Raw genomic sequence first — 21462 nt, 5'->3', positions numbered from 1 at the left:
CCTACCGCCCTGCGGATCAAGGACCCTCAGTGCTGAAACAGCTGACGCAAATCGCCGTGATCACCAGCGTACTGGCCGCCTCCGGCTGCTATTACCACGATTACGACCGCGACGATTACCGCCGTGGCGACCGTGACCATCGCTACTCCCGCGACTGGGACGACCGCGACGATCACGACCATCGCAACTACAAGCGCTACCGCGATGACGACCGCTACCGCAACTACGACCATGACCGGCGTCGCGACCGTGACGACGATGATGACGACTGAGCTGCCTGCTGTTCCCATAACCCCCGTATTTCCTGAGGCTAACAACATGCGTATCTCATTACCTGCATTGACGCTGGGTATCCTGCTCTCCCAGGGCGCCATGGCTGCCGGCGACGGCACCGCCGCCATTGGTGGTGGCCTGGGCGGGGCGTTGGGTAACGTGGTCGGCCAGCAGATCGGCGGCAGCACCGGCGCAGCCATTGGCGCCGGCGTCGGTGGCGCCGCCGGTAGCGCGGTCGGCGCACGCAAGGGCAACCGCACCGAAGCTGCGATCGGCGGCGGCCTGGGTTCGGCTGGTGGCTCGGTGATCGGCAACCAGGTGGGCGGGCGCACCGGCTCGACCATCGGTGCCGGCCTCGGTGGCGCGGCCGGCGGCGCCCTGGGCAACAACATCGCCGACGATAACCGTCACGATTCCAGCGGGCATAAACACAAGCACAAGCGTAAGCACAAACACCGCTGAGTAAGAAAGGCCCGCACAATGCGGGCCTTTTTCATAAGTGGACCAGGCCATTCACTCCAACATCGCCCGAGGCCAGCCCAGAATCTGCTTCTGCCGCGGCTTGGCGTAGGTGCGCACCTTCGAGGTACTCAGCTTCAGGCGCACCAGCGACTCCGCCAGCGCCACCGCCGCCGTCACCCCATCGACCACCGGCACCCCGGTACGCGCCTGGATCCGCTCCTCCAGCCCGACCATGCCGCCACAACCCAGGCAAATCACCTCGGCCTTGTCGACATTAACCGCCTCCTCGGCTTCGCGCACCACCGACTCGATGGCCCGCTGCGGATCTTCTTCAAGCTCCAGCACCGCCAGGCCACTGGCGCGCACCGAGGCGCAGCGGCTGTCCAGCCCGGCCAGCTTCAGGCGGTCTTCGATCAGCGGCACGGTGCGGTCCAGGGTGGTGACCACCGAATAGCGATGGCCGAGCAGCATCGCCACGCTGGCCGCCGCCTCGGTGATGTCCACCACCGGTACATTGAGCAGCTCCTGCAGGCCTTCGCGGCCATGTTCGCCGTAACCGGCCTGGATCACCGCATCGAACGGCTGGTCGTAGCTGAGCACCCGCTCCATCACGGCCACCGCCGCCAGGTAACTTTCAAAATTACCCTCCACCGATTCGGCGCCAAAGCGCGGGGTCAGGCCGACGATCTCGGTGCCCGGCGAGGCCACGCTACGCGCCTGGCGGGCGATGGCGTCGGTGATCGACTGCGTGGTGTTGACGTTTACGACCAGAATTCTCATTGCGGTATTCCTTGTGCAGAACTCAGTGCTGGGCGCTGTCGACGGCAAAGTGCTCGCCGGAACAGTCCACGTAATGTTTGTTGCGATCAGAGATCAGGTAGTACACGCCGCCGGCAATGGCGGCGCCGAAGAACCAGGAGAACGGCGTCAGGGCGCTGAAGGCCGGTACCAGCGACAGCACCACGGCGGCAATGGCCGAGGGCACCAGGGCGGCAACTGCCTTGTAGTTGACCCCGCGGGTGTAGTGATAGGTGCCGCTGGCCGCTTCGCTGTAGAGGTCGGGCACGTGCACCTGGGCTTTGCGGATCAGCCAGTAGTCGACCATGATGATCCCGTACAGCGGCCCCAGCAGCGCGCCCAGGCCGGAAAGGAAGTAGACGATCACCAGTGGGCTGTTGTAGAGGTTCCAGGGCAGGATCAGCACCGCCAGGGTGGCGCTGATCAAGCCTGCGCGGCGAAAGTTCAGGCGGCTTGGCGCCAGGCTCGAGAGCACGAAGGCCGGGGCGACGAAGTTGGCCATGATGTTCACCGCCACGGTGACGATCAGGAACGCCAGGCAACCGAGCACCAGGAATACCTTGTCGGGGATCGCCGCGACGATCTGGGTCGGGCTGTCAATCACCCGGCCATCGATGCTGAACTGCGCCCCGGCCAGCACAAAGCTGATCACCGCGAACACCAGGATGTTCACCGGCAGGCCCCAGAAGTTGCCGACGCGAATGGTCTTGCGGCACGGCGCGGAACGGGCGAAGTCGCAAAAGTTGAGGATCAGCGTGCCGTAAATCGCCAGCCACAACGCGCCACCGGCAAACACCTGGGTCCACATCGTCCAGCCGGTCAGCGGCTCGCCGACCGACCAGGCCAGGTTGCCATCGACCCGCAGGTACATCCACACCGCCAGGATCAGCACGGTGGAAAGAATCACCGGCCCGGCGAAGGATTCGTACTTGCGCACCATCTCCATGCCGAAGGTGAGGATCACCAGCTGCACCAGCCAGATGGCGATAAAACTCGCCCAGCCAAGGCTCGACAGGCCGAGGATCGCGTCCTGATCGAAGCGTGCGAGGTCCGGCGACACCGCCACCAGCAGCACCCGCAGCACCACCGAGGCCAGGTAGGTCTGGATGCCGAACCAGGCGATGGCGATCACCGCGCGGATGATCGCCGGCAACTGCGCGCCATAAATGCCGAAACTCATACGGCTGATCACCGGGAACGGCACACCGGTTTTCTGCCCCATGTAGCCCGAAAGGTTCATGAAGAAGTACACCAGCACGGCGCCGATGCTCAGCGCCGCGAGCATCTGCCAGCCGGACAACCCGAGGGCAAACAGGCCCATGGCGAAGGAATAGTTGGCGATGTTGTGCACATCGTTGGTCCACAAGGCAAAGATGCTGTAGCCGCCCCAGCGCCGGCCTTCGGCCTTGGTTGGCGCGAGGTCGGCATTGTGCAGCCTGGGGCTCAGCGCCCCCGGCTCGAGCGGCACGGCCTGCGGCGGCAGGTAGGCGGTTTGCAGCGGGTTGGAAGTATCCAGTTGCATGTTCCCCGGGCTCCTTCTGCAGCCCCTGAGTCAGGGTGTTGCAGCGAATTATTGTTGGATTTGAAGAGTGGGACCGCAGTGTTGGCGCTGCCCTGCGCCGATGCATACAAAGATTGCATACAATTTTTGTCTAACGATTTTCGACGAACAATATGTGTGCCAGATGGGTGGCGAAGTGGTTGAACGTGCATCCTGTAAACACATTTAAATTATTGATTTTTAGAGAATTAATTTTTCACCTGAGCACTCGAAAAGCGAATAAACCTGATCAAGTGGTCAATCGCCCACAGCGTTACGGTGAGAAAACCAGTAACGCTACGGCTAGTTTTTGTATCCATAAATTTGATACTCAAGTACACACTTGTGTATTCAGGAACTGCCGCGGGTCAAGCCCGCTCCTACAGCTCGATGCGATTTCTGTAGGCGCGGGCTTGACCCGCGATGAGGTCATCAGTGGTGCACAGCAGCCCTCATTTACGGCATGCTTATAAGGTCAAGGCATATCGGAGCTGGTAATGACGGAAAAACACCCCGCATCGACGGTAGAGCGCGTCTACCAAGGGGTTCACGAGGCCATCAGAAAACGCACCCTGCGCCCCGGCATGAAGCTGGGCGAGTCGTCGTTGGCCGAGCTGTTCAAGGTCAGCCGCACCTCGGTGCGCGCCGCCCTCAAGCAACTGGAAGCCGACGGCCTGGTATCCACCGAGCTGAACAAGGGCGCCTGGGTCTCGCTGCCCAGCGACGATGACATCCGCTCGGTGTTCGAAACCCGCCGGCTGATCGAAATCGGCATCGTCACCGAGCTGTGCCGCCGCGCCGATCCCGCCATCCTCGCCCCGCTGCACCAGCATGTGGCCGCCGAAGAAGCCGCCGCCGACGCCGGCGACCATGGCCGCTACGTCCACCTGCTGGGCGAATTCCACCTGCGCCTGGCCGAGGTGCTCGACAACCCGGTATTGCTCGACTGGTTCCGCAAGCTGATCGAGCGCGGCTCGCTGTACGCCTCGACCCTGGATGACGAGCGCCACGAAGCCTGTCGCGGCAACGAGCACCTGCGCCTGCTGGGCTTTATCGAAGCCGGTGACCAAGCCGCCGCCATCGAGCTGGTGTGCACCCACCTGCGCGGCATCGAAGAGGCGATTCTCAAAGCCACGCAAACGCTCAAGGCCGACTATCACCCGCTCAAGCACCTGCTGGGCTGAGCCCGCCTCAGGCCCGGGATTCGCATTCAGAAAGCCACTGCAACCGATTCCAATATTTAATTTGTGGATAGGTGCGGTCTTTCTATAGGGTGTGAATCAGTAGCAGGCAAAGGGCTGGAAAATGATCGATCGAGTATTCGTCAACGCTGTTGCTGCCGATGGCAGCCCGCTCAACCTTGCGGTTGCCGACGGGCGCATTGTCAGCCTGGGCAGCGAACGTGCGCCCAGCGCAGGTGCCGAGGTCGTCGACCTGGCCGGCCACCTGGTGCTGCCCGGCCTGATCGACGGCCACATTCACCTGGACAAGAGTTTTGTCGGCGATCGCTGGCACCCGCATCAAGCGGTGGGCAGCCTGCGTGAACGCCTGGCCATCGAAAAACGCGAACTGGCCGCTGCCCCACCGATGCTCGAACGTGCCGAGGCGCTGATCCGCCAGGCAGTAGCGTTCGGTACCGTGGCCATGCGCAGCCATGTCGACGTCGACGCCACCACCGGCCTGCGCAACCTGCAGGCGGTGCTGGAGGCGCGGGAGAAATGGCGCGGCATCGTCGATATCGAGCTGGTGGCCTTCCCGCAAGCCGGGGTGATGTCCTGCCCTGGCACTGCGCAGGTGCTGGAAGCGGCAATTCGTGAAGGCGCCGACGTGATCGGCGGCATCGACCCGACCACCCTCGACGGCGACGCCGACGGTCAGCTCGATGTGGTCTTCGGCATTGCCGAGCGCCATGCGGTGAAGATCGACATCCACCTGCACGAGCCCGGCCTGCAAGGCATCGAACAACTGCAAACGATCGCCGCCCGCACCCGCGCCGCCGGCCTCAATGGCCGCGTCGCGGTCAGCCACGCCTATGCCCTGGGCCAGGTCGACGACGAGGTAGTGGCGCGTACCGCCACCACCCTCGCCGAGGCCGGGGTAGCGATCATGACCAACGCTCCGGGCGATCATGGCTTCCCGCCGATCTTGCGCCTGCGCGCCGCCGGGGTGAACGTGTTCGCCGGCAACGACAATATTCGCGATGCCTGGTGGCCCTACGGCAACGCCGACATGCTCCAGCGCGCCATGCTGATCGGCTACCGCTCGGGCTTCTACAGTGATGAAGATTTGAACGTGGCACTGGCCATGGCCACCACCGCCGGTGCGGCAGTGCTGGGCAAAAGCGACTACGGTCTGAAGGTCGGCAATGAAGCGACCTTTATCGTGCTCAAGGCTGACAACGGCGCCGCCGCAGTCGCCGCGGCACCGTCCGAGCGCCGCCTGGTGCGCCGCGGCCAGTTGGTGCCGGCAGCGCCGGCCCTGCAGTTCGAGGTCCGCGCCCGCTAACAAACATGTTTCTGCCGGCTTGCGCCGCAGAGAAAGACAATCGCCCACGGGCGATGCAACACAAAACCCCAGAACAACAACGACAGAAGGTGTTCCATGTCGAAGTCCAATTACTACGCTCCCCACGGCGGCCATCCGGCGCAGACCGAACTGCTGACCGACCGTGCCATGTTCACCGAGGCCTATGCGGTCATCCCCAAAGGCGTGATGCGTGACATCGTCACCAGCCACCTGCCGTTCTGGGACAAGATGCGCATGTGGGTCATCGCCCGCCCGCTGACCGGCTTCTCCGAGACCTTCTCGCAGTACATCGTCGAAGTGGCGCCAGAAGGCGGCAGCGAGCGTCCTGAGCTGGACAAGAACGCCGAAGCGGTATTGTTCGTGGTCGAAGGCGAAATCGACATCACCCTGCAAGGCAAGCCGTACACCCTCAAGGAAGGCGGCTACGCCTTCATTCCGCCGGCCGCCGAGTGGAGCCTGCGCAACAACAGTGGCAAGAACGTCACCTTCCACTGGATCCGCAAGCACTACCAGGTGGTTGAAGGCCTGGCCCTGCCGGAAGCGTTCGTCACCAACGAAAAAGACATCGCGCCGATCCCGATGCCGGGTACCGACGGCGCCTGGGTCACCACCCGCTTCGTCGACATGGCCGACATGCGTCACGACATGCACGTCAACATTGTCACCTTCCAGCCAGGCGGTGTGATTCCGTTCGCCGAGACCCACGTCATGGAGCACGGTCTGTACGTGCTCGAAGGTAAAGCCGTTTACCGCCTGAACCAGGACTGGGTCGAGGTCGAGGCCGGTGACTTCATGTGGCTGCGCGCTTTCTGCCCGCAGGCTTGCTACTCCGGCGGCCCGGGCCCGTTCCGCTACCTGCTGTACAAGGATGTAAACCGTCACATGAACCTGGTGCTCAACCCGCAGCGCTAAGTTTCACGGTTGCATTGAAAATCCCGCAGGCCTCTCGGCCTGCGGGATTTTTTGTTTCAGGGCCTGGCTCAATCAGTTGGCCGGCTTCCAGGCGCCCTGCTCTGCCGCCTCGCGGAATTTGGCCCGGTTGGCCGGGGTGTCGGCCGGTTCCGACTCGCCGAAAATAGCCTTGAGCCAATGGCCGTCGGTGGGGTTGGGGAAGATGATGTACTGGCCGCCAAACTTGCTGCGGCTGGCGTCCACCAGCTGCGCACGCTGCTCGACCTTGTCGACGTAGAAGCTGCGCTCGAAGTCGTTGAGGTTGTCACCGAGCATCAGCAGCACGTTGTACTGCTCGGCGATCTTGTGCTGGGCCGGCTCCTTGTTCGAGCTTTCACGCAGGATGGTCACGTGGGCTTCGTCGGCATACGGCACCTTGAGCGCGCGCAGGTTGTTGAGCGCGTACTCGTAGGTCTTGTCGCCCTGGTCGCGGCTGGAGACGTAGAAGATCTCCACGCCGCGCGACTTGGCATACTCAAGAAACTCCAGCGCCCCCGGGGTCAGAGTCGGGCCATTGGCGGCGACCCAGCGGTCCCACACCGCGTCATCGAAGAACTCCTTGTCCTGGCCGATCAGAAAGCCCCAGTAGGTGTTGCTGCTGAGGATGGTGTCGTCGATATCGCTGATGATCGCAGGCTTCTTGTCGCCCGGCTTCTGCTGGGCCAGGGCCTGGTCCAGGCGCGCCTTGGCGACGTTGAAACCCTGGTAGTACAGGGCGCGGAACTCGGCCGCGGTCTGCCGCCAGGCCACTGCATCGACCAGCAGGTTGGAGCGTACGGTGGTTTCGGGGGTGGTGGCTTGCGCGTGAACCAGAGGGGTGGCCAGCAACAGCAAGGCCAGAGAGATCGCGTTCTTGAGCTGAGGCATTCGGGGCGTTCCTTGTGATCTCCCGCTCTTGGGCGGCGGGAGTCGGCTACTCATACCGCACGCAGCCAGGCGCCACAATCGCCGCGACGCGCAGGCGCAACAATGTGGCGCACCCGCGCATCTTGGCCGGTTTCAGGCCGCCACCACAGGCTCAACCCTGGGGGCTGAACAGCACCCGCTTGAAGGCTTCGGCGGCCAGGTGCACCTGCACCGACCAGTCGTCTGCGGCGTCGCTGCCAGCGTCATCGGAAATGTACTTAAGGCACAGGAAGGGAATGTCTTCGTTGCGGGCGATCAGCGCCAGCACGTAGGCCTCCATGTCGACGATGTCGTACGGGGCAGCGCCGTGACTGATTTCGAAGCTGTCACCGCTGCCGCAAATGCCCAGCGGCAAGCCCGCAACGCGCTGGCCATGCTCAAGTAGCACCGGGATGTCGGAGAGCGGCGTCTCGTAGCGGGCAAAACCCAGCGGCGTGACGTCCATGTCGCGCTGCACGAAGCCCGTGCAGCACACCAGCGCGCCCTTGCCATGGCCGGCGCTGCCGGCCGAACCGAGGTTGACGATCAGTTTGGGCTTGCGTTGCTGGATGGCCTTGGTCAGGGCAATGGCGGCGTTGACCTTGCCGATGCCGGTGAACAGCGTGTTCATCTCGGTAAACAGCTCGCCGGCCTCCGCCTCAAGGGCGAAGACGAACAGGGTGTCGGCCAGGGAAATATCGGGAAATTGCTGGGTCAGCATCATGGAGCGAAGATTCCGAATGGGCTGCAGATCGGCCATCAGCATAGCCCAAGCCGCAGTTCAAGGCAGCCGGATGCTGACAATGCAACACCGGCTCGGCTAGCATGCCGCTGAAAACCGGCGCTGGCCGGTTGGCCACCCGGCCATGAGCGGAGAGCGATACCCTTGCTGCTGAGCATCCCGACCCTGTTGCTGGTGGCCATTTTCATCTTTGCCCTGATGGGCCTGCTGACCCTGCACGCCTGGAGCCGCGGCGTGCGCGAGCGAACCCTCGGCTACCTGGGCAGCATGCTGTTGCTCGCCGCTGGCGGCACGGCGTTGATCAGCCTGCGCGGCAACGCCCCGGACTTCATCGCCCTGGTGCTGGGCAACATGGTGCTGCTGCTCAGCGCCGCGTTGAACTGGGCCAGCATGCGCGCGTTCAGCGGACGCCCGGCGCACCTGCCGGGGATTTTCGCTGGCGCCCTGTTCTGGTTTACCTGGTCGCTGACGCCAGGCTTTACCGATGACCTGGGCCTGCGCGTGACGGTCTATTCCATGCTCACTGCCTGCTACGGCTGCCTGTCGGTGCTTGAGCTGTGGCGCGACCGCAAGCGCCTGGAAGTCGCCTACCTGCCAACCCTGCTCCTGCTGCTGGGCCACAGCGGCTTCTACTGCGTGCGCAGCTTCGCCGACCATGGCGTATCGCTGGAACAGGCGATCGCCAGCGACGGCCACGGCACCGGGTTTTTCTCGTTCATGCTGTTCGAGTCGATGCTCTACGCCATCGGCATCGCCTACGTGACCCTGGCCATGGTCCGCGAACGCACCGAGCTCAAGTTCAAGGCCGCCGCCTACACCGACCCGCTGACCGATATCGGCAACCGCCGCGCCTTCATGTCGCGCGGTGCCGAACTGCTGGCCGACTGCGCCCGGCGTGGCGAGCCGGTGAGCCTGCTGCTGTGCGACCTCGATCATTTCAAGCGCCTCAATGATGTCTACGGCCACCAGACCGGCGACCAGGCGTTGATCGCCTTCAGCCAGGTGACCCGCCTGAGCGTGCGCGAGGAAGATGTCTTCGCCCGTATCGGCGGCGAAGAGTTCGCCTGCCTGCTGGCCAACACCGACGAGCACTCGGCGCTGCGCGTGGCCCGGCGCATCTGCAGCAGCTTTTATGAATTGCCGCTGCTTGAGCCTGGGCTGCTCAGCGTCAGCATCGGCATCGTCGGCGCCAGCCGCCCGGGCGAGCACGACCTGTCGCGCCTGCTGTCGATGGCCGACAACGCCCTGTACGCGGCCAAGCGCCAGGGCCGCAACCGCGTCCAGCTGTACCGCCCTGCCGCGCAGCCTGCCGATACGCTGTGAGCCTGGCGAAACCGCCCTACTCGCTGGCCAGGGTGCGCGCCAGTTCCGCGGCCAGTTCCTTGACCATGGCATCGGCGGTCGGCCGATGAATGATCGCCACTTCCATGGCATCGATCGACGGCAAGCCGTGTTCCGAAGTCAGCTTTAAATGCTCGGCGGTAACCGCCCGCAGCGGCAGCAGGCTGATGCCCATGCCGTTGGCCACCGCCGCCTGCAGGCCGCTGAGGCTGGAGCTGGTGAAACTGATGCGCCAACGGCGGCCCATGCGCTCGATGGCGCCGATCATGTCGTCGCGGTACAGGCCGCGCGGCGGAAAGGTCACCAGCGGCACCGGGTCCTGGTCGAAGGCCGGGTTCTTGGCGCTGTCGATCCATTGCAGCTTCTCGGGCCAGCAGGCCACCGCCTCACGGCTGTTGCGCCGCTGCTTGAGCAAAATCAGGTCGAGCTCGCCGTTGTCGTAGCTGGCGCTGAGGTCGCGGCACAGGCCGCTGGTGACCTCCAGCTTGACCTGCGGATGTTTGCGGTTGAAGGTCGAGAGCAGATGGGTGGTGCGCCCGGCGGCAAAGTCTTCCGGCACGCCCAGGCGCACGGTCACCGCCACCGTGGCGCCCGACATCGCCTCAAGCATCTCGTCGTTGTAGGCAAGCATCTGCCGGGCGTAACCGAGCAGCGTCTGCCCGGCGTCGGTGGCCAGCACGTCGCGGTTGCCGCGCTCGAGCAGCTTGTGCCCGACCATCTCCTCCAGCCGCCTGACTTTCTGGCTGACCGTCGACTGGGTTGAATGCAGGCGCGCCGCCGCCGTGGTGAAGCTGCCGCAGTCGCTGACCATCACCACCGCGCGCAACAGGTCAAGATCAAACAGCGGCCTATTCGATTTTTCACTGACAGACATGCTTTTATTTAACTTCTAAATAAGGAGCCCGACTTTTAACATGGCTCGACCCCGCGAGCAATCGCCCACCAGGAGGTACTGCCATGCTCCTTGAACGCCTGTCCACCCACCTTGCAATGGTGTTCGCCATGCTCACATCGCTGACTGCCAGTGCCGACGGCGGCACCCTCGAAAACCAACTGCGCAGCGCCGCCGAAAACGGCCAGGCCGCCCAGGTACGCAGCCTGCTCGACCAGGGCGCTGTGCTGGAAGCCCGCGACAAAATGGGCCGCACGCCGCTGCTGCTGGCCACCCACAACAACCAGATCGACGCCGCCAAGGTGCTGATCGACGCCGGCGCCGACGTCAACGCCAAGGACTCCATAGAAGACAGCCCCTACCTGTATGCCGGCGCCCGTGGCCACAACGACATTCTCAAACTGACCCTGGCCCACGGCGCCGACCTGAAAAGCACCAACCGCTACGGCGGCACCGCGCTGATACCGGCAGCCGAACGCGGCCACGTCGAAACAGTACGCCTGCTGATTGCCGCAGGTGTCGCGGTTGACCAGGTCAACAAACTGCACTGGACCGCCCTGCTCGAAGCCATCATCCTCGGCGACGGCGGCCAGCGGCATGTCGAGATCGTGCGTGAGCTGATCAAGGCCGGGGCGGATGTCAACTTGGCTGATGGCAAGGGGGTGACGCCGCTGCACCATGCGCGGCAGCGGGGTTACAAAGAGATGCAGGCGCTGCTGGAACAGGCGGGTGCGAAAAGCTGAGCGCGATAGATAGTTACCCCAGCCCTGCTCCTACCCCTGATTAGGCTGCGAAACTCCAGAGCGAGGAGTTTCACCATGAGCCAATCAGCGCCTCCCCCGACAACGTCTACAAGCCCCCCCGCAAGCTGGGACCTGCTGCACGTCAGCCAACGGCTACAACAGCGTCCGACACTGTCGGACGTTGCCAACAGCCTGGTCCACGCACTCATCCCCGACGCCACGAGGACAGCGGTGGACCCGGCGCCGTTCTATCTCGCACAGCCCTGCGGGCGTTCTACCCCGCTTGCGGATCTGATAATCCAGCGCTACCTGCTCAATATGGCTATTGAGCTTCCAGTGGATAGCGTGGTGACTCAAATCTCCAATGGCACAGAGTCGGGGGCGACCTTGATCAGCCAAGCGGACCTCAGCGAAATCCTTGATATCGGTGGCCCGCGATTGCCAAGGATCTTTGAGTCACAACTGCTCGACTTCTGGAACGCTCAGGATGAGCACGCACTGAACTTGCTGCAGCGAACTTCACTGTTTGTGGCGGGCGACATGCAGGCAGAGGCAAGCAAACTGCCTGACGGCCAACCGCAATGGCTGCAACTGCCGGCCAGCATTGTGTTCTTCAAGCCAAGTCTGAGCGACGGTGCGCAGCAAGGCATCGCCATCAGGCACACCGACCGCTCAGCCAACGCGATGCTGTATACCCTCAACAGCGGGCTAGTTGTTTATCCCAGTGCCGATGCGCTTGAAGCTCATTTGAGCGATCAACTCAGCGGTCCCAGCCCGGGATTTCGTCCTGAGCAGAATGTTTTCGAGGCGTTCGTCACGGGGTTGCTGGAGCAACAACTGCAGGGGTTATCGACCATTGTGCCTGGCGACTTCAAAACCTCGACCGCACTGGCTCAGCACGTCGACCAGCTGATCAACCTCAACGAACTGTTCTGCCGGCTTCGTCCACCGTCACTATCGGCCTCGGCTCATTCGAGCGATCCACTGCCGGCCTGGATGCACCAGGCCAGTACTGCCGACCGGCAACTGATCGCCCGGCAACTCGCCGCGCTGGCAGCGCTTGAGCAGTCAAGCCAGGCCATCGCCCTGCCCAGCCTGGAGCGTTACACCGCGAAAGTACTCGATGCGCAGATGAAGCGCGACCACCCAGGGCAGGGACTACCGCCCGCAGCTGATTTCATCGTGCAGGTCATCGACTATACGCCACCGTTCTTTGACCCTTTGCACCTGACGCCGGGCAGCTCTTCTCATCCGCAAACGCCGCGCTCGCTGATTGAGGTAGCGGCCCTTAACACCCAAGCGCTGCCGCTGGAGCGCTCGCAGATCAGCCTGCACTCGGGTAAAGCGTTGCCGACCTGGGCAACCACTGCCTACTTTCGCCAGTTGATCAGCCGTGTTGATGTGGGCGAGACCTACCCGGCACTGCTGCAGCGCACATTGCTGGACGACGCGCCGCAGGCTGCCCTGCAACAAGCACTGTTTGTTGAACGCTTGCGCATCCTGCTGCCGATTCTGCTGATCACTCCCAGGCCAGAAGGCAAAGGCGCACTCAGCGAACCTGCACGTCGCTGCGTGCACGCCGCCTTCGCCCCAGGCAACGACCCGCTCAGCGACAGCATCCAGTTCGCTCACCTGGCCTTGCAACTGAGCCACAACGCAAGCCCGGCCGTGCCAGCGCAAGGTCTGTTCATTATTGAACCGGCAGGCTCGGCACCCAGCCTATTGGTGTTGTACGCCCCCCAATGCACCCCGCAACTGATGGAGTTCAGTTCGCGCGCGGCGTTGCTATCGCGCCTGAAACAACCTGGGCCATTGCACGATGCTGTGCTCGGCGCCCTGCCCGAAGGGCAGGTCCGTACCGCGCTGCGCCGGGGTGACAACTGGAGCCCTGCGCTGGACAGCAACTACCTTGGCGGCGAGCTTGGCTTGAGGCATGAGTCGATCCTGTTGGCCCAGGCCCCCATCACCAGCCATGCACTGGGTCTTGTCTACCAGGCCAACGCGCGGTCGCTCATCGAACAGGCCCGCCAGGCCACAACCTCCAATGCCGAGCAGCACTGGTTAAGTGCAGAACAGACCCTCGGTATGCTGCTGTCGGTATTGCTGCCTATGCTTGAGGGACCGCTCGCTGATATCGCCTGGATTGCCCAGTTCTATGCCAGTGTCTATGCACTGCATACAGCGGCGCAGAACCAAGACTCCCAAGCGCAAAAGAGCGCACTGGTGCAAGTGCTGATACAGCTATCGCTTATGCTCATTCATGAGAGCGTGCGCACAGGCAAGGTTGGTTCCAGGCAAGCCCAGCCGGCAAGAGAACTGGGCAATGCCATCCGCAAACGCCGCTCGCTCCTGAACTTGCCCCAACAACCCACCGCCACCTTGCTGGATTTCAGCGGATGGAGTTCCCCTGCCCTTTCCCGGCAAAACCTCGAACGGTTGCGTGCTCTGGCCATTGCACCGATCGACCCTCTGGATGGCGCGTTGAGCGATCAAAATGAACAAGGCTTGTTCATTCATCAGGGGCAACGCTGCGTGCGCCTGCCCCAAGGGTGGTTTCGCATCGAACAAGGCGCGGATGAGGCCTGGAGAATCATTGATCCACACACCTCTGCACCTGGCCCACACATCGCCCGTGGCAGCGCAGGCACTTGGCAACTCGACCTGCGTTTGCACCTGCGCGGCGGCGCGCCGGTTTCCAATGCGGCGCTTAAACGACTGCATACCCAGTTACGCCAAGCCCGCCTGCTGCTCGCGCAGGAAGCGCACGAGATCGCGGCAGGCGAGCACTTTCGCGGGCTGCCGATAGAAGTCGAAGAACAGCTGGAAAGCAAAGCCCAAGCCCGACGAGTCTGCGCCACCGCCCTGGAAAAGCAGATTGCCAACTCACCTGATCAAAGCACCTTGCAAACCATCAGCCAGCTGCGCTCAAGTGCTGGACGCTTGCAGCGTGCGGGGCGACGCCTGCGTATCGAACGCCTGAAAACCTTACCCCCTACTGCCACCGGGATAGACTTTCTGCAGGAGCAAAACGAGATTGTCATCACCCGCCTGGGTGAGCGCACCGATGTATCGGGCGGCAAGGGCACGGACTTTCTTCAGGAGTTCTCGGTACAGGATCGCCGAGGCAAACCCCTGGCCTATGCGCACTTCCACTACAGCTCTGCCAGCAGCGCCGAGTCCAACTACCAGGCCGCTCACCTCAAAAAGCCCGAGCAGCGCTTCATGGGTTTGAGTGGGCAAAAGGTTCAGGCAAGCCGAGGAATGCCGGTAACCGCCATCTACCGTGATCGCATCAGCCCGCTACTGGCGCGCAAACTTTTTTTCAAAGACTGACTTTGCAGTGCTTAGCTGCTTTCCAACAGACGATCGAGCAACCACAACCCCGCCGGCCCCGGCGGGGTCAGCTTCGACCAGGCCACATCCACTGCAATCGGCCGCGGCCAGCCACGCAGCTTGAGCTCGGTGAGCTGGCCATGGCCGTACTGACGGACCAGGCCGTGGGGCAACTCGGCCCAGCCAAAGCCCTCCTCGGTCATCTCCAGCAGCATCAGATAATCCGGCGCCGACCACACCCGCCCCTGGGGTTTGTTGACACTGTCGGTGTAGGTATTCAAATACAACTGCCGATGCCCGGCCAGGTGCGCCTGGGTCGGCTGCGCAAGCTGCGCCAAGGGGTGGCTGCTGGCGACGAAAATGCCCATCTGCGCCTGCGCCGCCAGCCGCGTCGCGGCCACATCCGCCGGGTAGCCGGGTTGCGCCGCGAGCATGCCCAGATGTGCGCGGCCACTCTGCAGCAGGTTCAGCACGTCGCCCGCCTCGGCGATCATGCATTCCAGCTCGATGTCCTGATAGCGCTGCTCGAACAGCTGCATCACCCGGTTGTCCGGGTTGAGCTGATGCATGTCGGAAAACACGATTGTCAGCCGCGGCTCGACCTTGTCCGCCAGGCGAATGCTCAACTGGTCGAGGCGCTCGCTGGCGGCGAGGATCTCCTGCACATGGCCGAGCACCTTGCGCCCGGCTTCGGTGAGCAGCGGTTGCCGGGCCTGGCGGTCGAACAGGGTAACGCCCAGGTCGGCTTCGAGGTTGGCGATGGCGGCGCTGACGGTGGACTGGCTTTTGCGCAGCTTGCGCGCGGCGGCGGAGAACGAGCCGAGGGCGGCGGCTTCGACGAAGGCTTGCAGGGCTTCTGGGGAGTAGCGCATTGGGGTATCGGTTTTTTCGATGGCGGTAGCCATAGTGTAGCGAAAAAAGCGATCGCAATGCCGCGCAGCCGCCGTTAACTTAGGGTAAACAGGTCGCCTTCCACACTGCGGTCACCGTGTTTACGACGCTGCGCTGCGGCGTCGTAGACGATCAGCAAAAGCTCGCTCTGCTTCTCAGCCGACTGGAACAAACACATACCCTCTGCATGATCGTCGCCGTTGCCGAACGGTACCTCCAGCACCCTCTGCAATTGATCGGCAAACACCACCTGCTCTTCATCGGCCGCAAATCCGCCGAGCCAACGGAACACCGTGACCGGGCCATCCAGGTCCATGGACGGCCCTGCCAGAATCAGCAGCTCGTCGCCGCTGCTGCACAGGTCGCGCACCCCCAGGCCGTTGAGCGCGAAGAAGTGCTTGCGATAGCGGCGCCCGTCCGGGCCGATCTTCTTCAGCACCAGGGTGTCGGTGGAGTCGCCATCGGCTTCAGGCTCGATCTCCAGCAGCACGCTCCAGCCGCGCAGCACCGGCCCCCGCAGCCCCAACAGCAGGCGCGAGCCGATGACGGCCAGGCCCTCGATATCGAAACCGTTGTCTTTGCCCGGGATGCGCAAAAAGTCGCGTAGCTGATCGTCCCTGGCAATTTCCGCCGTGAGGTCGTTGCCGAGCGCATTGCCATGCAACTGCGCCGCCGTACGTCCATCGCCATCCAGCTTGTCGGCAAGCACATAACTGTCGTTCTGCTGCACCACCGGGAGGCGCGCCAACAGAAAGCGATTGCCATCCGCCTCTACCGTCGACAGGCGCTTGATGTTCTTCTGCGCAGATTTGTCGGCGTCCGCCTTCTTGCGCTTGAGGCTATGGGAGCCGACGACCCAGAGATAACCCGCGTCAGCGGCATAGGCCAGGCCCTCGATATCGATCTCGGCATCTGCATCGGGTATGGGCAGGCGCAGATACTTCATCAGCGGGAAGGAGTGGTGCTCATCGCACGTCACCGCCCCACCGGGTACTGCGGGCTGGATGGTCAGGCGTTCGAGGCTGGTGGTTTCGTCGTTGGCCAGCCACAGCGTGTTGCCGATCTGCAGGGCAACTGAAAGGCCATCGCGCAATGAGGCAGATGCTGGATTAAAGCGCAGCATCAGGGTGTTGGCTGGCTTGTTCATGGGGGCTCGCCTGGGTTGATGCGAAGGTGTGTGAAGGCTAGTGGCTGTTGGGTAGGAATCAAGGTTGTTGGCAGGGGGGCTGACTCTGCGGCACTTCTTTTGGTTGTGGCGGCTGGGCGTGGGGCGCCGTCATGCGTGCCGGGTTACTTGGTCGCTGGCCTAGTAACCCGCGTGCAGGTGCTGCTCTTTTGGTTAGAGTGGCCGAGAAGCTACGTATTGTGAAGGGCTTTACTCGACCCATAGCTGCCGGTAGTGGATGGCTGCAGTCTGCCCTTAGGAGACGTTCGAACAAGGGCTGCCTAAGCGATATCGGGGCAGTGTCCGGAATCAGTCGGCCATCACGCATGTTGTCCGCTCGACTCTGATCCTAACTCCCCTGTGAAAGATTGCGGATCAGTCCAGCCGCAATGATGGCGTTTTGAAGCGCATTGGGATTATGCTTGGCACATCCGGGTGATGTGTGAGAGCCGTCATCAGCGGGACTAAATGTCTTAGGAACAGTGAACCACACCCGTGGCCGATCCGAATTTGAGAGTACAGCCGGTAAGAATACCGCGAGAAACCGATTACGATCGTTGACGATATTGAACCAACATAACGCCATTTAGAATTCTTCTTCCCTAGCCAACTGGCATTTGGCCTCCAGTGGTTGCAGCCTATCTGTAAGCATCGCGGCGCAACGCCGCCCCCACGGAGAAAATGCACAACTGTGCACGCCCTCCATCGTAAAGCGGTTTAGCAATGTAAGGAGAAAAAATGCAGCAGGGTGAGGAAAGTTCGTCTCGTTTTTGGGAGTTCTATGCGCTTAGGTACAGCGTTGGTGCGGTGTTGGGCGCAATCATCCTGTTTTTTCTTGTGCAGAAAAACAAGGCGCTTTCAGCGCTTATATTCGTCAAACCCGGAGAGCCCATTGATCTGGTCCAGGTCGGGATATTTTTTGGTGTCGGCCTTGTGTATTCATATCTGGCGAGTGCACCTATTTTGGTATTACATGCAGGTCGATTTTCGATCTCCAAAGGCCCCTTGCCTTTTTTGAGTGTTGAAAGAGTATCAAGTGCAATACGCCTGGTAGCGTGCGCCAATTTGGCACTAATATTTAGCTTGGTTAGCTCGCTTGAGGGGCTTCCAAATATCTGGTTTTCTGCCGTGGTATTTTTGGCGTGCAACGTCCTGACTTCTCAGATTGTTATAGTCGTAAAGTGTGTTTTGCAGCGAGATAAGTTATATAGTTTTTATAGGAATTTGGCGAAAAAAAGAAAGGATGCCAGCGGCGGGCTGGTCGATTCTTACCGGCACTTGAGGGAGCATGGTAACGCGTTCGGGATTGTACTTTGTGAAATTATCCTGGGGGTTTTCATGTTTGCGGCCCCAGCATATATGTCGTTTGTTAGCCCAGGAAGTTATGAGGATATTTATAGTGTAATGGGAATATTGACAGTCGTTGTGATGCTTTGGATCACCCCGGCTTCGTTGGTGTGGTTGGTCGGAACAATAATTGAGCGGGAGCTTGTCGATTCTTATTAATTTAATTTGCAGTGGATAACCAAGACGGCAGGATGTCTAATACCAGACCGTAGCCACTTTATCCATAGCAAGGGTTGGAGAGCCCAACCGGCCGGTATTCGCAGGCCTTTTCCGGAAGGCACGGGATTATCTTGATTCCGATGATTACCGACGGGCTATGATTCGGCCAGTGCCTTTCATGTCAAACGTTGGAACCGCATAGGGTCAAATCAGTTTTACCAAACGACCACTTCTGGCCGATTTCAGCCAGTCTCCAGTGGCCTCTATGGGTTGTGGACTCAACCCGAAATCACTACTTTCCGCCCATGCAATCGCACCCTCCAGGAGCGCTTCTATCGTCGTGTTCTCCCAGTCAGTACTTGTTGACTTGTCTGCCGCCAGGGCCCGGGCAAAACTCATAAAAGTCTCGGCATCTCTGACCTGATCCAGGTGTTCATGAAGTTCCACAACATTCTCCGTGCAAAGTCTGTGTCACAGCTGGTGCGCCAGTTTCCCCCATCAGCAATGCAATGTCTGTAACGGGTCAAAAGGCTCCATCAAGAATCCCAACTTGAATCCCCACCCCAACCCCATTACCCTCCCCCAGTCGCTGCAAATTCAGCGACTCGGGCTTGGCGGTCCGGAACGAAGGCGCAAAGCGCCCCACAATCACCCTCGCAGGCGCTTTTTTTATGCCCGCGATGATGCTTTATGGCGGGCTGCGCATGGACTTCTTCGGAAGTGCCGGGTTCCTTCGTACCGGTCCGCCAACCTTGCGTAGTCCGTCACCCTTCCCTGCTTGGCGGCAGGCGGTGGCGGATCCTTTCTACGAAGGAGCACCACCATGACCAAACCCGTCCCCGATCCACCCCTCAGCCCCCAAACCAACACCACCTTCGGCTCCTGCAATGGCAGCCACGATCCGCTGTTCGCTGTGCGTGCCGGCGTCTCGTCCGAAGACGCGCTGATCCACACCTCCACCCTGCTCAAAAGCGCCTACCAGACCAACGTCCACGCCTGTGAACGGGTCGATGCCGAGGTACGCGGGTTGCTTTGGGCCACTGAGCAGTCGCTGGAGATGAGCATCGCGCTGGTCGACTCATTGCTGGATGAGGTTGAAGCGCGCTCGGCAACCGCTGCGTTGTTACGCCGTTCGCTGCAAGCAGGGCAAGCGGCGGTGGAGTGATCGCCTGCGCTTGTTCTGGGCCGCCGATGCGGCCCGCTTATCCCGAGCTATAGCGTTACCTTCCCTACTCCTTTGACCCAAATCAAGCCGCCGGGCCTGGTTCGCGAGACGATGGCTGCAAGCAAGGAATGGATCGACACCGGCCTCGGCCATCGATCCCTGTGCGCGGCATTGCATAAGGAGCCCCCCCATGAGCCCGCTGAACCACGTTCTGGTCGCCACCGACCTGTCTTCTTCCGCCCGCAACGCGGCAGAGCGCGCTGCACTGCTGTGCAAGGCGCAGCCTGCGGCGCTGGACCTGCTGTATGTGGCCAACCCTGCACCCTACGAGCGTTTGAAGCAGGTGCTGGTGCCCGATGAAGATTTACTGAACCGGGTGCTGGAAACCGCCGGCGAAAATGTTCACGCCCTGGCCACGATGCTGTTCGAGCGCTATGAGATCAGCGCGGGCGTGCAGGTGGCGCCCGGCTCGGTGGTGACTGAAATTACCCGGGTGGTGCAGGACAAACGCAGCAACTTGCTGGTGTGTGGGGCCAAGGGCCAGAGCCTGGCCCGGCGCCTGCTGGGCTCGACCGTGCAGCGCATGCTCAACCGCATGCTCTGCCCGATGCTGGTGGTCAAGCAGGCGCCGCGCGACGCTTACCGCAGCGTGCTGGTGCCGGTGGATTTTTCACCCTCCTCGCTGCGCGCCATCGAACTTGCGAAAAAGCTGGCACCGCAGGCCGAGATCATTCTGTTGCATGTGTATGAAGCGCCCTTTGAAGGCAGCATGCGCTTTGCCCACATCGACCAGGACACCCTCACCCACTACCGCAACGTCATCAAGAAAGATGCCGTGGAGCAACTGGCGGCCTTGAGCGAAGCTGCAGGGGTCGGCGATGCCCGGCAGGTCGTGGTGCACGGCGACCCGGCCTGGCGGATTGTCGAGAAAGAGCAGGAGCTGGACTGCGATCTGATCGTGATCGGCAAGCAGGGCGACAGCGCGCTGGAAGAGCTGTTGATCGGCAGCGTTACCAAGCATGTGCTGAATGAATCGCAGTGTGATGTGTTGGTGTCGTTGTAGGTTGCAGGCCGGCATCCACAGTGGACCTGCGTACACCGGACCGGTGGGAGCCGGACTTGCCAGCGATCGGGCGCGCAGCGGTCGCAATTCAGCCACAACTGATGTGCTGACTCACCGGCCTCATCGCGGGTCAAGCCCGCTCCCACAGTGGATTTACATTCACCGGACCGGTGGGAGCTGGCCTTGCCAGCGATCGGGCGCGCAGCGGTCGCAATTCAGTGAAGTCGAGGCGTCGCACCGTCGCTCCCACAACCCTCGCCACCCGCTTGCTGCTCATGCCTACGATAGCCCGTCAGCGACACTCCGGTTTGGCGCTTGAAGTAGCGGCACAGGTAGGACGCGTCAGCAAAGTTGAGCCTGTCTGCGATCTGCCCGATCGCAAGGTCGCTGTATGAAAGCAGCGCCTTGATCTCCAGGGTCACTTGCCGGTCGATCAGGCCTTTGGGGCTGTCGTTGAAAAACGCCCTGGTGAGCTGTGACAGGTAGAACGGCGTGATGCTGAGCGCGTCGGCATAGAACTTCACGTCGCGGTGGTGCAGGCAGTTTTTGCCGATCAGTTCCCAGAAGCGCCAACTGAGCATCTCCTTGCGGCTAAATTCCCTGCGGCCTTTTTCCAGGCTGGGCAGTTGTTCGGCAATCTTCAAAAAGAAGGTCTGCAGCTGGTTGCGCAACATGATGTGCCGGTAGCCGGGACAGCTGCGGGCAATATCGCGCATGTGCGCCAGCCAGCCGTCCAGCAGCGGCCGCTCTGCCGTGGCCGGTATGCAGTGCGGATGGTCATGCAGAAACATGAACAAGGGGTTGGGCAGCGGGTAGGCAACCTCCGCGGCAAAGCCTTTGGGCATCAGGCAGTAAAACACCCTGAAGCCGCGTGAACGACGCTTGAGCAAGGCAATGCTGTCTTCGGCCAGCACCAGCACATCGCCGCGCCGGACCGCATGCTCGTTGAAGTTGAGGGTGAAGCAGGCACGTCCCGACAGGCACACCAGCAGCGTGATGTAGGCATGCCCGAACGCCAGCGGCAGCCCAACCCCGTCGGCCAGGGTGGTGTCGCCCAGGCGCAGCGGCTCGTCAGGCGCATAAAGTTTGGGAATGTGCTGCATAGTGGCCCACGTCAACCCGGTACAAGAGGCCTGAGCCTATCACGCCAGGCCATGGAGTTTCGAAAAGTACCGAAAATGCCAAG

At 61.8% G+C, this 21462-nt stretch carries 20 protein-coding genes; 11 read left to right on the top strand and 9 right to left on the bottom strand.

Annotated elements, in window-relative coordinates; translation table 11 throughout:
- Nucleotides 1-29 precede the first annotated feature (29 nt).
- Nucleotides 30-272, top strand: coding sequence for a hypothetical protein (locus LOY22_RS10345; protein ID WP_052676555.1), 243 nt, complete (start codon nucleotides 30-32; stop codon nucleotides 270-272).
- A gap of 46 nt (nucleotides 273-318) precedes the next feature.
- Entirely contained in the window at nucleotides 319-735 is a 417-nt protein-coding gene (locus LOY22_RS10340; protein ID WP_093384495.1) for a glycine zipper domain-containing protein, read from the top strand.
- A gap of 51 nt (nucleotides 736-786) precedes the next feature.
- Here the strand turns inward: LOY22_RS10340 and LOY22_RS10335 are convergent, their stop codons facing one another.
- Nucleotides 787-1515 (bottom strand): aspartate/glutamate racemase family protein, encoded by a 729-nt coding sequence (locus LOY22_RS10335; RefSeq protein WP_093384498.1) that lies wholly within the window; start codon nucleotides 1513-1515, stop codon nucleotides 787-789.
- Nucleotides 1516-1537: 22 nt separating this feature from the next.
- On the bottom strand, nucleotides 1538-3055 hold the full coding sequence (locus LOY22_RS10330; RefSeq protein WP_258597363.1) for an NCS1 family nucleobase:cation symporter-1: 1518 nt from the start codon (nucleotides 3053-3055) through the stop codon (nucleotides 1538-1540).
- A 515-nt stretch (nucleotides 3056-3570) separates the two neighbouring features.
- Between LOY22_RS10330 and LOY22_RS10325 the strand changes: the two genes are divergently transcribed.
- The 3 genes from LOY22_RS10325 (at nucleotide 3571) to LOY22_RS10315 (ending at nucleotide 6511) form a co-directional block, all read left to right on the top strand.
- Nucleotides 3571-4257 carry a GntR family transcriptional regulator gene (locus tag LOY22_RS10325; RefSeq protein WP_045201229.1) on the top strand — a complete coding sequence of 229 codons (687 nt, stop codon included), beginning with the start codon at nucleotides 3571-3573 and terminating at the stop codon, nucleotides 4255-4257.
- A 121-nt stretch (nucleotides 4258-4378) separates the two neighbouring features.
- Complete coding sequence (locus LOY22_RS10320) at nucleotides 4379-5578, top strand: amidohydrolase family protein (RefSeq protein WP_093384501.1); 1200 nt, start codon at nucleotides 4379-4381, stop codon at nucleotides 5576-5578.
- Nucleotides 5579-5674: 96 nt separating this feature from the next.
- Nucleotides 5675-6511 carry a bifunctional allantoicase/(S)-ureidoglycine aminohydrolase gene (locus LOY22_RS10315; RefSeq protein ID WP_045201227.1) on the top strand — a complete coding sequence of 279 codons (837 nt, stop codon included), beginning with the start codon at nucleotides 5675-5677 and terminating at the stop codon, nucleotides 6509-6511.
- A 72-nt stretch (nucleotides 6512-6583) separates the two neighbouring features.
- On the opposite strand, the gene LOY22_RS10310 is transcribed toward LOY22_RS10315, so the two are convergent.
- A complete protein-coding gene (locus LOY22_RS10310) occupies nucleotides 6584-7417 on the bottom strand; it encodes a 5'-nucleotidase, lipoprotein e(P4) family (RefSeq protein ID WP_258597361.1) in 834 nt (277 codons plus the stop codon).
- A 151-nt stretch (nucleotides 7418-7568) separates the two neighbouring features.
- Nucleotides 7569-8159: a nucleosidase gene (locus LOY22_RS10305; RefSeq protein WP_195883679.1), complete on the bottom strand. Its 591-nt coding sequence runs from the start codon at nucleotides 8157-8159 to the stop codon at nucleotides 7569-7571.
- 162 nt (nucleotides 8160-8321) lie between these two features.
- Between LOY22_RS10305 and LOY22_RS10300 the strand changes: the two genes are divergently transcribed.
- The gene (locus LOY22_RS10300; RefSeq protein WP_258597359.1) at nucleotides 8322-9500 is read left to right on the top strand and encodes a diguanylate cyclase; all 1179 of its coding nucleotides are present in this window, start codon (nucleotides 8322-8324) and stop codon (nucleotides 9498-9500) included.
- A gap of 16 nt (nucleotides 9501-9516) precedes the next feature.
- Here the strand turns inward: LOY22_RS10300 and LOY22_RS10295 are convergent, their stop codons facing one another.
- Nucleotides 9517-10392: a LysR substrate-binding domain-containing protein gene (locus LOY22_RS10295; RefSeq protein ID WP_045201224.1), complete on the bottom strand. Its 876-nt coding sequence runs from the start codon at nucleotides 10390-10392 to the stop codon at nucleotides 9517-9519.
- Nucleotides 10393-10520: 128 nt separating this feature from the next.
- Between LOY22_RS10295 and LOY22_RS10290 the strand changes: the two genes are divergently transcribed.
- Both LOY22_RS10290 and LOY22_RS10285 read left to right on the top strand, forming a co-directional pair.
- Nucleotides 10521-11153: an ankyrin repeat domain-containing protein gene (locus LOY22_RS10290; RefSeq protein ID WP_371128682.1), complete on the top strand. Its 633-nt coding sequence runs from the start codon at nucleotides 10521-10523 to the stop codon at nucleotides 11151-11153.
- A 75-nt stretch (nucleotides 11154-11228) separates the two neighbouring features.
- Nucleotides 11229-14486 (top strand): hypothetical protein, encoded by a 3258-nt coding sequence (locus LOY22_RS10285; RefSeq protein WP_258597357.1) that lies wholly within the window; start codon nucleotides 11229-11231, stop codon nucleotides 14484-14486.
- Nucleotides 14487-14497: 11 nt separating this feature from the next.
- Here LOY22_RS10285 and LOY22_RS10280 read toward each other — a convergent pair whose 3' ends face one another.
- Both LOY22_RS10280 and LOY22_RS10275 read right to left on the bottom strand, forming a co-directional pair.
- Nucleotides 14498-15358 carry a LysR family transcriptional regulator gene (locus tag LOY22_RS10280; RefSeq protein WP_045201220.1) on the bottom strand — a complete coding sequence of 287 codons (861 nt, stop codon included), beginning with the start codon at nucleotides 15356-15358 and terminating at the stop codon, nucleotides 14498-14500.
- 74 nt (nucleotides 15359-15432) lie between these two features.
- A complete protein-coding gene (locus LOY22_RS10275; RefSeq protein WP_093384521.1) occupies nucleotides 15433-16524 on the bottom strand; it encodes a DUF3616 domain-containing protein in 1092 nt (363 codons plus the stop codon).
- Nucleotides 16525-17280: 756 nt separating this feature from the next.
- Here LOY22_RS10275 and LOY22_RS10270 point away from each other — a divergent pair.
- Nucleotides 17281-18048 carry a hypothetical protein gene (locus tag LOY22_RS10270; protein WP_258597355.1) on the top strand — a complete coding sequence of 256 codons (768 nt, stop codon included), beginning with the start codon at nucleotides 17281-17283 and terminating at the stop codon, nucleotides 18046-18048.
- Between the two features lie 204 nt (nucleotides 18049-18252).
- On the opposite strand, the gene LOY22_RS10265 is transcribed toward LOY22_RS10270, so the two are convergent.
- Nucleotides 18253-18495: a hypothetical protein gene (locus LOY22_RS10265; RefSeq protein ID WP_258597353.1), complete on the bottom strand. Its 243-nt coding sequence runs from the start codon at nucleotides 18493-18495 to the stop codon at nucleotides 18253-18255.
- A 376-nt stretch (nucleotides 18496-18871) separates the two neighbouring features.
- On the opposite strand from LOY22_RS10265, the gene LOY22_RS10260 reads away from it, so the two are divergent.
- On the top strand, nucleotides 18872-19213 hold the full coding sequence (locus tag LOY22_RS10260) for a DUF3077 domain-containing protein (protein ID WP_258597351.1): 342 nt from the start codon (nucleotides 18872-18874) through the stop codon (nucleotides 19211-19213).
- A gap of 190 nt (nucleotides 19214-19403) precedes the next feature.
- A complete protein-coding gene (locus LOY22_RS10255; RefSeq protein ID WP_213601766.1) occupies nucleotides 19404-20276 on the top strand; it encodes a universal stress protein in 873 nt (290 codons plus the stop codon).
- 215 nt (nucleotides 20277-20491) lie between these two features.
- Here the strand turns inward: LOY22_RS10255 and LOY22_RS10250 are convergent, their stop codons facing one another.
- Entirely contained in the window at nucleotides 20492-21379 is an 888-nt protein-coding gene (locus tag LOY22_RS10250; RefSeq protein WP_258597348.1) for an AraC family transcriptional regulator, read from the bottom strand.
- Nucleotides 21380-21462 lie beyond the last annotated feature (83 nt).

The organism is Pseudomonas sp. B21-035 (genome assembly GCF_024748945.1).
Taxonomy (GTDB): Bacteria; Pseudomonadota; Gammaproteobacteria; order Pseudomonadales; family Pseudomonadaceae; genus Aquipseudomonas.
The sequence above is the reverse complement of the archived record's forward strand: the minus strand, read 5'-3'. Positions and strand labels throughout refer to the sequence as shown.

Coding starts and splice junctions, on each gene's coding strand:
- LOY22_RS10310 (WP_258597361.1), bottom strand. CDS start 7,417: ATGCCTCAGCTCAAGAACGCGATCTCTCTGGCCTTGCTGTTGCTGGCC.
- LOY22_RS10330 (WP_258597363.1), bottom strand. CDS start 3,055: ATGCAACTGGATACTTCCAACCCGCTGCAAACCGCCTACCTGCCGCCG.
- LOY22_RS10255 (WP_213601766.1), top strand. CDS start 19,404: ATGAGCCCGCTGAACCACGTTCTGGTCGCCACCGACCTGTCTTCTTCC.
- LOY22_RS10305 (WP_195883679.1), bottom strand. CDS start 8,159: ATGATGCTGACCCAGCAATTTCCCGATATTTCCCTGGCCGACACCCTG.
- LOY22_RS10275 (WP_093384521.1), bottom strand. CDS start 16,524: ATGAACAAGCCAGCCAACACCCTGATGCTGCGCTTTAATCCAGCATCT.
- LOY22_RS10335 (WP_093384498.1), bottom strand. CDS start 1,515: ATGAGAATTCTGGTCGTAAACGTCAACACCACGCAGTCGATCACCGAC.
- LOY22_RS10285 (WP_258597357.1), top strand. CDS start 11,229: ATGAGCCAATCAGCGCCTCCCCCGACAACGTCTACAAGCCCCCCCGCA.
- LOY22_RS10295 (WP_045201224.1), bottom strand. CDS start 10,392: ATGTCTGTCAGTGAAAAATCGAATAGGCCGCTGTTTGATCTTGACCTG.
- LOY22_RS10280 (WP_045201220.1), bottom strand. CDS start 15,358: ATGCGCTACTCCCCAGAAGCCCTGCAAGCCTTCGTCGAAGCCGCCGCC.
- LOY22_RS10320 (WP_093384501.1), top strand. CDS start 4,379: ATGATCGATCGAGTATTCGTCAACGCTGTTGCTGCCGATGGCAGCCCG.
- LOY22_RS10290 (WP_371128682.1), top strand. CDS start 10,521: ATGCTCACATCGCTGACTGCCAGTGCCGACGGCGGCACCCTCGAAAAC.
- LOY22_RS10340 (WP_093384495.1), top strand. CDS start 319: ATGCGTATCTCATTACCTGCATTGACGCTGGGTATCCTGCTCTCCCAG.
- LOY22_RS10325 (WP_045201229.1), top strand. CDS start 3,571: ATGACGGAAAAACACCCCGCATCGACGGTAGAGCGCGTCTACCAAGGG.
- LOY22_RS10250 (WP_258597348.1), bottom strand. CDS start 21,379: ATGCAGCACATTCCCAAACTTTATGCGCCTGACGAGCCGCTGCGCCTG.
- LOY22_RS10315 (WP_045201227.1), top strand. CDS start 5,675: ATGTCGAAGTCCAATTACTACGCTCCCCACGGCGGCCATCCGGCGCAG.
- LOY22_RS10270 (WP_258597355.1), top strand. CDS start 17,281: ATGCAGCAGGGTGAGGAAAGTTCGTCTCGTTTTTGGGAGTTCTATGCG.
- LOY22_RS10260 (WP_258597351.1), top strand. CDS start 18,872: ATGACCAAACCCGTCCCCGATCCACCCCTCAGCCCCCAAACCAACACC.